13 protein-coding genes are annotated in these 12369 nt (G+C 60.4%); all 13 read right to left on the minus strand.

Translation table 11 applies throughout. From position 1 onward, the window contains the following. Positions 1 to 264: 264 nt before the first annotated feature. Positions 265 to 1497 (minus strand): LCP family protein, encoded by a 1233-nt coding sequence (locus AAAX31_RS09110; protein ID WP_349077005.1) that lies wholly within the window; start codon positions 1495 to 1497, stop codon positions 265 to 267. 12 nt (positions 1498 to 1509) lie between these two features. Further along, entirely contained in the window at positions 1510 to 2793 is a 1284-nt protein-coding gene (gene murA / locus AAAX31_RS09115; RefSeq protein WP_349077007.1) for a UDP-N-acetylglucosamine 1-carboxyvinyltransferase, read from the minus strand. A gap of 88 nt (positions 2794 to 2881) precedes the next feature. Further along, positions 2882 to 3274: an ATP synthase F1 subunit epsilon gene (gene atpC / locus AAAX31_RS09120; protein ID WP_117746939.1), complete on the minus strand. Its 393-nt coding sequence runs from the start codon at positions 3272 to 3274 to the stop codon at positions 2882 to 2884. A 3-nt stretch (positions 3275 to 3277) separates the two neighbouring features. After that, positions 3278 to 4732, minus strand: coding sequence for a F0F1 ATP synthase subunit beta (gene atpD, locus AAAX31_RS09125; RefSeq protein WP_055286334.1), 1455 nt, complete (start codon positions 4730 to 4732; stop codon positions 3278 to 3280). Beyond that, positions 4732 to 5640, minus strand: coding sequence for an ATP synthase F1 subunit gamma (gene atpG, locus AAAX31_RS09130; RefSeq protein ID WP_117635546.1), 909 nt, complete (start codon positions 5638 to 5640; stop codon positions 4732 to 4734). The genes atpD and atpG overlap by 1 nt, the downstream gene beginning before the upstream one ends. Before the next feature lie 5 nt (positions 5641 to 5645). Then, complete coding sequence (atpA, locus tag AAAX31_RS09135; protein WP_349077008.1) at positions 5646 to 7244, minus strand: F0F1 ATP synthase subunit alpha; 1599 nt, start codon at positions 7242 to 7244, stop codon at positions 5646 to 5648. Then, positions 7244 to 7720, minus strand: a complete 477-nt coding sequence (locus tag AAAX31_RS09140) for a F0F1 ATP synthase subunit delta (protein ID WP_117746942.1) — start codon at positions 7718 to 7720, stop codon at positions 7244 to 7246. The genes atpA and AAAX31_RS09140 overlap by 1 nt, the downstream gene beginning before the upstream one ends. After that, on the minus strand, positions 7710 to 8312 hold the full coding sequence (gene atpF, locus AAAX31_RS09145) for a F0F1 ATP synthase subunit B (protein ID WP_055286332.1): 603 nt from the start codon (positions 8310 to 8312) through the stop codon (positions 7710 to 7712). Before atpF ends, AAAX31_RS09140 begins: the two co-directional genes overlap by 11 nt. A gap of 15 nt (positions 8313 to 8327) precedes the next feature. Further along, the gene (locus AAAX31_RS09150; protein WP_022094262.1) at positions 8328 to 8522 is read right to left on the minus strand and encodes an ATP synthase subunit C; all 195 of its coding nucleotides are present in this window, start codon (positions 8520 to 8522) and stop codon (positions 8328 to 8330) included. Between the two features lie 124 nt (positions 8523 to 8646). Then, a complete protein-coding gene (atpB, locus tag AAAX31_RS09155; RefSeq protein WP_349077009.1) occupies positions 8647 to 9450 on the minus strand; it encodes a F0F1 ATP synthase subunit A in 804 nt (267 codons plus the stop codon). Positions 9451 to 9453: 3 nt separating this feature from the next. Continuing rightward, a complete protein-coding gene (locus tag AAAX31_RS09160; RefSeq protein WP_195234844.1) occupies positions 9454 to 9765 on the minus strand; it encodes a hypothetical protein in 312 nt (103 codons plus the stop codon). Positions 9766 to 10045: 280 nt separating this feature from the next. Further along, positions 10046 to 10693 (minus strand): uracil phosphoribosyltransferase, encoded by a 648-nt coding sequence (gene upp / locus AAAX31_RS09165; protein WP_349077010.1) that lies wholly within the window; start codon positions 10691 to 10693, stop codon positions 10046 to 10048. A 123-nt stretch (positions 10694 to 10816) separates the two neighbouring features. Beyond that, the gene (gene glpK, locus AAAX31_RS09170; protein WP_349077011.1) at positions 10817 to 12358 is read right to left on the minus strand and encodes a glycerol kinase GlpK; all 1542 of its coding nucleotides are present in this window, start codon (positions 12356 to 12358) and stop codon (positions 10817 to 10819) included. Positions 12359 to 12369 lie beyond the last annotated feature (11 nt).

Genomic DNA, 12369 nt, shown 5'->3' on the forward strand with positions numbered 1-12369 from the left:
GAAGGCGTCGACGACATGCCGGGGGCGGACCGGGACGGGTTCAACGGCAGGCCCCGCCGACCGATTGCAAGCGGTCGGCGGGGCCATTGTGGCTCTTGACAGCGGATTGGGTCATATGAGCGAAAACCCGCCAGAGCGAGCAAGGTGCCTTGAAACGAGGCGGCATTGATCTTTTGATCATGCCGCCGAAGTTGAAAGGCAGATTGCCGCTCTGGCGGGTTTGCAGCGTCAACTGGTTACGCGGGCTGGTAAGCCCGCGTAACCCTAATAATTGGCTTCGTAGCCGTTGCCGTCGCCGGTGGGCTCTTCGTAGTAGTCCGAATCGCTCGAATCGCTTGAGTCATCGGAATCGTCAGAGCTGACCGATGAGGTTGCGGTACCGTTTGCGTAGTCGTCAGACGTGTTGTTGTTCAGGTCGCCGATCGTAGAGCTCGAACCGTCGGAAAGACCCATGGTGTTGGGACCCTTGGGATCCTTGCCGGCGTCGACGCGGGCCATCATTTCCTTAAGCTCGTCTTCGTAGACAAAGACATAGCTCACGCCGTCGATCATAGTGCTGTCGTCAGCATACGAAGGCAGGTTGGCCGAGTAGATGCCCTCGACATCCATGCCGCGCATGGCATTAACCGTGGAGACGATATCCTGAACGCTCATATCGGTTACGAGCATATCGGACAGCGAATTAACCAGGCCAAAGATCTTCGTGGCATCGAAGTTATTGAGAATCTGGTTGGCAAGGGCGCCAAGCACCTGACGCTGATGGCGCATGCGCGTGTAATCGCCGTCGGCATAGGTGTAGCGGCAGCGGGCATAGGTAAGGGCAGTAGCGCCGTCCATATGCTGCTGACCAGCGGTAATCTTAATATCCAGGTGCTCGGGGTCGTCAACATCATCGGTCGCGTTGATGTCGATACCGCCAACCGAATCAATAAGCGACTGCATGCCGTCAAAGCTGACCTCGGCATAGTGAGAAATCTGCACGCCGCACAGCTCGTTGACCGCCTGGACCATGGCCTCGGCGCCGCCAACGGTGTGGCAGGCGTTGATCTTCATGGTCTCGCCCTTGTACACGACCTTGGTGTCGCGCGGAACGGAAATGAGCGTCGCCTGCTTTTGCGTGGGGTCGATGCGTGCCAGGATAATCGAGTCGGCACGATACGTATCCTCGCCCGGACGACCGTCGGTACCAAGAAGCAACACGTAGAACGGATCTTTTGCCTCATCGGTATCGACCAGAATCTGGCGCAGGTTGTTGGTAATGACATTGGAGTCGCCAAGCTTGCCCATGATAGTGGCAAACCACAGACCCGCAGCAGTCGTGGCGCTCAGCAGCACGCCGAGTACGGCGATGAGAGCTACGCGGCGAACCGTGCGGCCGCGACGGCGCTGACGGGCGCGCTCGGAATAGCGTGCGAGATTGTCGCGGCTGTAGATCTTGGCCTGCGCACCAGTCGAGGGTCTTCGGGTGTTATCCGCTAGGGGTTTCTTGTTAAACATAGGCAACCTGCATTAGTAGATGACGGGATCGGGAACGGTGGCATGTTCGACATGCGCGCCAAGCGCCTGCAGCTTTTCGACAAACTGCTCGTAGCCACGTTTGATGTGATGGATGGCCGAGACCTCGGTAACGCCATCGGCGATAAGACCGGCAACCACAAGCGCCGCGCCGCCACGCAGGTCGGGTGAGGTGACCTGTGCGCCCGAGAAGCCCTTGACGCCGTGAATCATGGCGTGATGGCTCTCGATACGAATATCGGCACCCATACGCACGAGCTCGGAGGCGAACATGAAGCGGTTCTCGAAGATGTTCTCGGTAATTACGGAGCTTCCGTCGGCAAGGGCCGAAAGCACCATGATCTGCGCCTGCATGTCGGTCGGGAAACCCGGGAACGGAAGCGTCTGGATATCGACCGGCCTGATGCGCTCGACGCGATTGACGTGGACGCCGCTCTCGATACGCTCGCACTCGATGCCCATAAGTTCCATCTTTTTGAGCACCATTCCCAGGTGGATGGGGCAGAAGCCCGTAACATCGACGCCGCGCTCATCGGCCATGAGGGCGCCGGCGACGATAAAGGTGCCGGCCTCGATGCGGTCACCCACCACGCAATGGGTAACGGGATGCAGCTCCTCCACGCCCTCGATGGTCACGACGGGCGTGCCTGCGCCGACGATCTTGGCACCCATCTCGTTGAGCATGTTGGCAAGGTCGACGATCTCGGGCTCGCGGGCAGCGTTGTCGATAACCGTGGTGCCCTGTGCGCGCACGGCAGCCATGATGAGGTTCTCGGTGGCGCCCACGCTCGCGAATTCGAGCGTGACGGTGGTGCCGTGCAGACCCTGGGGAGCACTGGCGTTGATGTAGCCGTGGGCGGTGTCGAACTCGACGCCCAGAGCCTCGAGACCCAGGATATGCATATCGATCTTGCGAGCACCCAGGTTGCAGCCGCCCGGCATGGCGATCTTGGCGCGATGGAAGCGACCCAGCAGGGGACCCATCACAGCCGTGGAGGCGCGCATCTTGGCGACGAGCTCGTAGGGAGCCTCCCAAGAATCGACCTGGGAGGTATCGATCTCGAGCGTGTGCTCGTCGAGAACATCGATCGTAGCGCCCATACCCTTGAGCACCTTGCCCATCACGTGGACATCGGAAATATCGGGCACGTTCTGCAGCGTCGTCTTGCCCGGCGCCAGAAGCGTTGCCGCCATGAGTTTGAGCGCGGAGTTCTTGGCACCCGAGACGGGCACGGAGCCTCCGATGGCGTGGCCACCCTCAACGCGGATAATATCCAAGGTCTACCCTTTCAAAAAGCATGCCCGGGGTGGCTGGGCCATCCCGGGCATGATGTGTTCGCAAATGGTCGAACGCTAAATCGTTTGACTATTGGGCAAGCTTGAGCTTACACCATGCGATTTCATTATAGAGGTAGGCGCGGCGTGCATCATCCTCCGACAAATTACCCAGCTTCTCTTCAAAACCTTGAATATCAGCTTTAACCTTGTCGGCATCGACGGTCGCCAAATCGCAAGCGCGCTCGGCGAGAACGGTCACGACATCGTCCGCAACCTGGGCATAGCCGCCGGCCACGGCAAACGTGTGGTCGACAGTGCCCATGGCCTTATCGGAAACGCGAACGTAACCGCGGTCGATCGTGCAGATTTCGCTGGAGTGAGCAGGCAGAACGCCAAACTCGCCATCCGTAGACGGAATCGACACAAACGCAGCGTCACCCTCATAGGCGAGGCTCACGGGGCACACGATGCGGATACGCATAACCTACTTCTCCCCCATCTTGCGGGCGCGCTCGCGCACGTCCTCAATCGTGGAGGCATAGCGGAAAGCCTGCTCGGGCAGGTCATCGGCCTTGCCGTCGACAATCTCGGCGAAGGAGCGGACGGTATCCTCGACACGGACGTAGACGCCGGGGTTGCCGGTGAACTTCTCGGCAACGTGGAAGGACTGCGAGAGGAACTGCTGGATCTTACGGGCACGGTTGACCGTAAGGCGCTGCTCCTCGGACAGCTCGTCCATACCCAGAATGGCGATGATGTCCTGAAGGTCGGAGTACTCCTGCAGGAGCTCCTGGACCTTGACGGCGACACGGTAGTGCTCCTCGCCGACGATCGAGGGATCGAGGGCGTCGGAAGAAGACGCGAGCGGGTCGATGGCCGGGAACAGGCCGAGCGACGAAATGCTACGCGAAAGAACCGTGGTAGCGTCGAGGTGGGTGAACGTCGTGGCAGGCGCCGGGTCGGTCAGGTCGTCTGCGGGGACGTAGACGGCCTGGACGGAGGTAATGGAGCCCGTCTTGGTCGAGGTAATGCGCTCCTGGAGGTCGCCCATCTCGGTAGCCAGCGTGGGCTGGTAACCGACGGCGGACGGCATACGGCCCAGAAGTGCGGAAACCTCGGAACCGGCCTGGGAGAAGCGGAAAATGTTATCAATGAACAGCAGAACGTCCTGGCCACGATCGCGGAAGTACTCAGCGGTGGTAAGGCCGGCCAGACCGATGCGCAGACGCGCTCCAGGCGGCTCGTTCATCTGACCGTAGACCAAGCAGGTCTTGTCGATAACGCCAGACTCGCTCATCTCGAGATAAAGGTCGGTACCCTCACGGGTACGCTCGCCGACGCCGGTGAACACCGAAGTGCCGCCATGCTCCTGGGCGAGGTTGTTGATGAGCTCCTGAATCAGAACGGTCTTGCCGACGCCGGCGCCGCCGAACAGGCCTGTCTTGCCGCCACGGATGTAGGGCTCAAGCAGGTCGACGGCCTTGATGCCGGTCTCGAAGATCTCGGTCTTGGTGGTGAGCTCGTCAAAACGAGGTGCCGCATGGTGGATGGGATAGAACTCCTCCACCTCGGGCATAGGCTTGCCGTCGACGGGCTTGCCCATGACGTTCCAAATGCGGCCGAGTGTCTTGGGGCCAACGGGCATCTTCATGGGCTCACCGGTATCGGTGGCAATGAGACCACGCTGCAGACCGTCGGTCGAGGACATGGCGACCGTGCGGACGACGCCGCCCGGAAGCTGGCTCTCAACCTCGAGGATCGTGCTCAGGTGACCGATCGGGGTCTCGGCCTCGACCGTGAGCGCGTTGTAGATCGGGGGCACCGCACCGTCAAACTTGACGTCGACGACAGGGCCGATGATACGCACGATGCGACCATCACCGGCAGTCGTCTTCTTGGTGGCTTCCTCGACCGCAAGCTTTACGGTGTTATTAGCCATTACTGTTCCTCCAATGCTGAGGCTCCGCCGACGATCTCGTTAATCTCGGTCGTGATCGAAGCCTGGCGCACGCGACTATACGTGCGGGTAAGGGTCGAGATGATCGCGGTGGCGTTTTCCGTCGCGGAGTGCATGGCCTTGCGGCGTGCACCCTGCTCGGCAGCCGCCGAATCGATCAGGGCCTGGTAGATGACCGTCAGGATATACGACGGTACAAGCTTGCCGAGAACATGCTCGGGAGAGGGCACGAACTCGAACGTGGACGAGATGCGCTTAGGGGCGTCGGTCTCGTTCTTACGCGGACCGTGGGCCATAGCGATCATCTCGGGATCGAGCGGCAGCAAGTGCTCGACGCGAAGCTCCTGATCCACGCGGTTCTTGGCGTGGTGGTAGACAAGCTCGACGCGGTCAAGCTCGCCGGCACGATACGCATCGCAGATATGAGAGGAAATCATGCGAGCCTGATTAAAATCGGGCTCGGAGGAATTGCCCTCAAAGTGCATGACGACGTTTGCGCGGTCGCGGAAATACGTGACCGGCTTACGTCCACACGCAATGATCTCGCACTCGATGCCATCGTTCGCCCAAGAAGCGGCGAGCTTTTCGGCCGTGCGCTCCACCGTCGTATTGAAACCGCCGGCAAGGCCGCGGTCCGAGGCAATAACGACAATCAGGCCATGCTTGACGCTCTCATGCTTCTGTAGCATGGGATCGGTGCCCGAGCAGGAGGCGTCGCCGGCGACCGTCAACATGACGTCGGTCAGCGCCTCCTTATAGGGCTCGGCCTGCTTGGAGCGATCGAGGGCACGACGGATCTTGGCCGTAGAGACCATCTCCATCGTGCGCGTGATCTGCTTGGTCGTGGTAACCGAGGAGATTCGCTTCTTAATGTCGCGAAGGTTGGCCATAGGGCTTAGTTCTCCTCTGATCCAGTCGTATCGGCATGGTGCTTGGCCATGAACTGCTGCTTGAAGTCACCGATAACGCGCAGAAGCTCAGCCTTGGTGTCATCGTCGATCTTCTTGGCGCGAACCTTATCGAGCAGCGAGCCAAAGCCGTTGTCCAGGTACTCGATAAGCTCAGCGCGGAAAGGCAGCACGTCGGCGATCTCCAGGTCGTCCAGGAAGCCCTCGTTGCCTGCAAACAGAACTGCAATCTGCTCGCCAACCTCAAACGGCTTGTAGCGCGGCTGCTTAAGGAGCTCAGTCATGCGAGCGCCGTGGGTAAGCTGCTTTTGCGTGGCCTCGTCGAGGTCGGAGCCGAACTGCGTAAAGCCGGCGAGCTCCTGGTACGAAGCGAGGTCAAGACGAAGATTGCCGGCAACCTGCTTCATGGCCTTGGTCTGTGCGTCGCCACCGACGCGGGACACGGAGATACCCACGTCGACTGCCGGGCGCTGGCCCTGGAAGAAGAGCTCGGACTGCAGGTAGATCTGACCATCGGTAATGGAAATGACGTTGGTCGGAATGTAGGCCGAGACGTCGCCGTCCTGGGTCTCGATGATCGGCAGAGCCGTCATGGAGCCGTAACCGTTCTTCTTGGACATCTTGACGGCACGCTCGAGCAGACGAGAGTGCAGGTAGAAGATGTCGCCAGGATAGGCCTCGCGTCCGGGCGGACGATGCAGCGTCAGCGACATCTGACGGTAGGCCACAGCCTGCTTGGACAGGTCGTCGTAGATGACGAGCACGTGGCCGCCGGGGTTGGTCTCGCTGGCGGGCTTGCCGTCCTCGCCGTTGTACATGAAGAACTCGCCGATAGCGGCACCGGCCATAGGCGCGATGTACTGCATAGGGGCGGAATCGGCAGCGGTGGCCGAAACGATAATGGTGTAGTCGAGCGCACCGTGCTGAGCGAGGGTCTCGCGGATGTTGGCAACCGTGGAAGCCTTCTGGCCGATGGCGACATAGATGCAGACCATGCCCTTGCCGCGCTGATTGAGGATAGCGTCGATGGCAATGGCGGTCTTACCGGTCTTACGGTCGCCGATGATAAGCTCGCGCTGGCCGCGGCCGATAGGCACCATGGAGTCGATGGCGAGCAGACCGGTCTGAACCGGCTCGCACACCGGGGTACGGTCGATGACGCCGGGGGCCTTGAACTCGATGGGGCGACGGTGCGTGGCGACGATGTCACCCAGGCCGTCGATAGGCTGGCCGAGCGGATTGACGACGCGGCCGAGCATGGCGCGGCTCACGGGGATATCCATAATGCGGCCAGTGGTGCGGCACTCGTCGCCTTCCTTGATGGAGTCGACGGCACCAAACAGAACGGCGCCGACCTCGTCACGGTCAAGGTTCTGGGCAAGGCCGAAGACGGTCTCACCGGTATCGGAGCTCTTGAACTCCAGAAGCTCGCCTGCCATGGCGCTCTTGAGGCCGGAGACGCGCGCGATGCCGTCGCCTACCTCGTCGACCGTTGAAACCTCATGCGTATCGACCGTCGCGGAGAGGCTCGTGAGCTGCTCCTGCAGTTTCTTGGCGATATCCTGGGCATTGAGGGTTTCGGACATTAGGCTTCACCTCCGTACGAATTAGCAGAGTTTGCGAGGGTCTCCTGCGCGATGCGCAGCTGCGTCTTGACGGAGATGTCACGACGCTCGCCGCGGGCCTCGAGCACCAGGCCGCCCACGATAGACGGGTCGACCTGCTCGATAAGGAATACCTTGCGGCCGAAGTCCTGCTCGCATTTCTTAGTGATGGTTTGACGCAGCTCGTCGTCGAGCGGGATCGCCGTGGTGACGGTCACGCCCACTACATCCTCGTCTTCCTCGGCAACATACTTAAAGGCAGCTGCCACCTTGGGAAGAAGGTCGAGCTGGTCGCGCTTGGACATGGTGTCGAGCACGGCGACGATCTCAGGGCTGGCGCTAGCCAGGCGCTCGATCATCTCGAGGTCCTCGAACACATGGTTCTCGGCCTTGGCGGCTTCCAAAAGGGAGCGCGCGTAGGTCTCGAGTACCTTGTCCTGATAGCGGCTAGTCGGCATTCAGGCTACCTGCTTCCTGGATGTAGCGCTCGATGAGCTTCTTCTGCTCGGACTCGTCCTCGAGTGCCTCGCCCACGATCTTGGTGGCGACGGCAACGGACAGGTCGGCGATGGAGCTCGCGGCACCGGCGTAGATGGACTTGCGCTCGTCCTCGACGGTCGTATGGGCCTTGGCGATGATCTCCTCGGCCTCCTTGTGAGCAGCCTCGATGATACGGGCGCGCTCGGACTCGGCGTCCTTACGGGCCTCGAGAACGATGTCGGCAGCCTGACGACGGGCGTCGGTGACGATCGAGTCGGACTCAGCGCGCTTGGCGATGGCCTCCTGCTTGGTCTTCTCGGCCTCGTCGAGGCTCTCCTCGATCTTCTTGCCGCGCTCCTCCATGGTTTTCATGATGCCCGGCAGGGCGACCTTTGCCAGCACGATCCAGATGATCAGGAAGGCGATAAGCGCCGGGATGAACTCCGCCATCTTAGGGATGAGGATGTCCGCACCGGCAGCGCCGTCCTCGGCGAACGCGGAAACCGGCATAAGCAGCGCGGCCGCGGACGCGGAGAGTGCGATCGCGCTCTTCTGGGATGAAAGATTCATACTTGACGCTCCGTGCTATTTAACGATCAGCGCGACAACGAAGCCGATCAGAGCCAGAGCCTCGCCGAAGGCGGAGCCCATGATGAAGACGGTGAACACGCGGCCCTGGACCTCAGGCTGACGGGCCATAGCACCCGTAGCACCCAGAGCAGACAGGCCGATAGCAAGACCAGCGCCGATAACACCGAGACCGTAACCGATAACTCCCACGATTCCTCCTTTGTCGTGCGTGTCTTATTTCACGCAGGATAACCTTTTTATAACTGCCGGGCTCCATGGGTACGGGCACCGGCGGTTTAACGAATTGCCTTACCTTTAAGGCACGAACGGAAGACTACTCCTCCTCCGCGACCTCCTCTGCCTCGGAGACATACACGGCGGTAAGGACCGTGAAGACGTAAGCCTGGATGGCGCCGACCACAAGCTCGATCGCATAGATCAGGATGAGGATGGCAAGCCAGGCCAGCGAAGGCAGGGCGCCGACGGCGTGGGCCGCGGAAACCTGCTGAAGCAGCGGCTGCATGAACATGCTCGCCATGATGGCGAACGAGCCCATGACCACGTGTCCTGCGAACATGTTGCAGAACAGACGGACGGCGAGCGTGATGAGGCGCAGGAAGGTCGAGAAAAGCTCGATGACCCACACAAGCACGTTCATCGGGAAGCTCACGCCCTGCGGGGCGAGGCTCTTGATGTAGCCGATCACGCCGTGAGCCTTGCATCCGTAGTAGATGAAGTACACGAAGGCGAAGATGGCGAGCGCAGCGGTGGAGCCGATTGCGCCGGTGCCAGGCTTCATTCCCGGGATCAGGCCGATCATGTTATTGATCAGGATGAACAGGAAAAGCGAGCACAGGAACGGGAAGTGCTTCTTCCAGTTCTCACCCACGACGCCCTTGCCGATATCGTTCTCGACGTACTCGATGATGTACTCGAAACCGTTGACGAAGAAGCCCTTGGGAACCAGGGTCTGCTTCTTCTTGAACACGGCCAGGACGATCAGGAGCACGATCGTGGAGACGATCAGCCAAAACGAGTACTGCGTGATGCCGCAGCTCAGATCGCCCACGACAGGGGTGGAGCTGAACTCGCTGACCAGATGATTAATCTCATCAGGCAGCTTTTCAAAAATTTCCACGACTTACCTTTCGACCTCATGAGGATCTCGCAGCGCCTTGGCGACGCGAACCGTGCAGGCGGCCATAAAGACCACGAAGCCGATCGCCTCGCCCAGGAGGAACATGCGAAATGCCTCTCCGAACAACGCAAACACAACCAAGGTAAAGACGAGCAGGGCGACTGCCGAGACCGCCAGACTCACCATGCCCTTGAGCATGTCCGCATTCTGCTTATCGTCAAGAACCGGCTTGAGCGTAAAGACAAAGGGAAGGAAGGCAATTGCGCCCGCGATGGCGCCTGCAACGATAGCGAGCAGATCGGCTATCTGAAACACTGGCTCCCTCGCTTTCCTTTTTAACGCCTCACAGCACAGTCCCAGCCAAACATTGGTGACTATTGTACGAGCCAATCGCTAAAGTACAACCGTAAAACAAACGGTTAATACGCACCTGTACGTTTTCTTAAGGCCTTCTTTATGCCGCAGGTACGGTAATACGTTTTTTCGAACCCCTCAGCGCAAAACGTCCGTTAACAGAAGTGCGCGTGGACGACTTTTGCTCGCCCGCGCGCACCATTTCTTCGTATTTGTGACCGTAGCCGACAAGGCCCAACGGCTAGAGCGTACCGTAGATGCGGTCGCCGGCGTCGCCCAGGCCGGGAACGATGTAGGCGGCCTCGTTGAGATGGTCATCGATGGCGCAGGTATAAATATGTACGTCGGGGTCCTTTTCGGTCAGCGACTTGAGGCCCTCGGGCGCGGCGACGATACACAGCATGCGGATATCCTTGACACCGCGCTCGCGCAGGTAGCTGATGGCCATCTCGGCCGAACCGCCCGTGGCGAGCATGGGGTCGACAACCAGGCAGATGCGCTGATCGATATCCTTGGGCATCTTGCAGTAATACTCATGCGGCTCGTGGGTGACCTCGTCGCGCTCCATACCGATGTGGCCCACGCGAGCCGAGGGTACCAAGTCGAGGATACCGTCGACCATGCCGAGGCCCGCACGCAGGATGGGAACGATGGCGAGCTTTTTGCCGGCAAGCTGCTTAAACATGGCGGTGGTGATGGGGGTCTCGACCTCGACGTCTTCCATGGGCAGGTCGCGCATGGCCTCGTAGCCGTCAAAGAGCGCAAGCTCGCGCACGAGCCTGCGGAACTGGTTGGTGCCAGTGCTCTTGTCGCGCAAGATCGACAGCTTGTGCTGGACGAGTGGGTGATCGACAAGGGTCACACGGGACGTATCGTAGGTGACGGTCATGGGTTGATTGCCCCTTTCGTTGCGGCCGGAAGATGGCCTTGCTGACAAGGCGCATGGCGACGTTGCTGCCTCGCGCCGTGCATAAGTTTAACGGTTTGTTGTATCGAGCAGCTCGTCGCAACTCTACTGAGCGGTGTTGAGCGAACGCTTGACGGCATCACGCCAACCAGCGAGGTTGCTCTCACGGCGCTCGGCGGACATGTGAGGATGGAAGACTTTGACGATCTGAGCGTTTTGCTCCAGCTCCTCCAAATCCTCCCAATAGCCGACAGCAAGGCCCGCCAAGTACGCGGCGCCAATCGCCGTGGTCTCCACCGTCTCGCACTGCAGCACGGGGATATCCAGCAGATCAGCCTGGAATTGCATGATGAACTCGTTGCGCGAGGCGCCGCCGTCGACAGACAGGCGCTCAATCGAAAGTCCCACGTCCTGCTCCATGGCGCGTAGCACGTCATAACTCTGGTAGGCCATGGACTCGCAGGCCGCACGCACAATGGTCGCGCGACTCGAGGCGCCGGTCAGGCCGCACACGATACCGCGAGCATGCGGGTCCCACCAGGGAGCGCCCAGGCCTGCGAAGGCGGGGACGAAGTAGCAGCCCTCGTTGTCGTTGATCGAAGCGGCGAGTTGCGCGGACTCGCTCACGCTCGAGATAATGCCCATGTTGTTGCGCAGCCAATTCATGGTTGAGCCGGCGGCAAAGATAGAGCCCTCGAGCGCATAGCTGATCTTGCCGTCCGCGGCGATACCGATCGTGGAGACCAGACCGTTCTTGGATTCGACGATCTCGTCGCCGGTGTTCATGAGCATAAAGCAACCCGTGCCGTAGGTGTTTTTGGTCTGGCCGGGATGGAAGCAGCAGTGGCCGAACAGCGACGCCTGCTGGTCGCCCGCCACGCCCATGATGGGTGGCATGTTGGTCATGATGTCGCTCGCGACGCGGCCGTAGTCGCCCGAGCTCCAACGAACCTCGGGCATCATGGAGCGCGGGACGTCGAAAAGCGCCAGCAGATCGTCGTCCCAATCGAGCGCATGGATATTAAAGAGTGCCGTGCGGCTGGCATTGGTGTAGTCGGTGGCAAAGACCTGACCGCCGGTGAGGTTGTAGATGAGCCAGGTGTCGATGGTGCCGAACATGAGGTCGCCCGCCGCCGCGCTCTCACGCGCACCGTCGACGTTATCGAGAATCCACTGCACCTTGGAGGCCGAGAAATACGGGTCGAGCGTAAGCCCCGTGCGGGAGCGCACCAGCTCTTCTGCGCCCTGCTCGACCAGCTCGTCGATCAGAGGTGCGGTGCGACGGCATTGCCACACGATGGCGTTATAGATGGGTTGGCCGCTTATGCGGTCCCACACCACCGTGGTCTCGCGCTGGTTGGAGATACCGATGGCGGCAATGCGGTCAGAATGGATGCCGCCCTTAAACTGGACCTCCATCATCACGCCGATCTGGCTGGCAAGCACCTCCGTGGGATCCTGCTCCACCCAGCCGGGACGCGGGAAGCTGGTTTTGACGCTACGGCGCGCCTGGGCGACGATGCAGCCGTACTCGTCGACGATGGTCGCGAGTACCGAGGTAGTGCCGCAGTCGAGCGCCATGATGTAGGAACCGCCAAAGCTAAACGAGGCGTCTTCCATGCCCAGGCTGCCTAGATTCAACGACATCGCTTACACCT

The organism is Collinsella sp. CLA-ER-H5 (assembly GCF_040092375.1).
GTDB lineage: Bacteria > Actinomycetota > Coriobacteriia > Coriobacteriales > Coriobacteriaceae > Collinsella.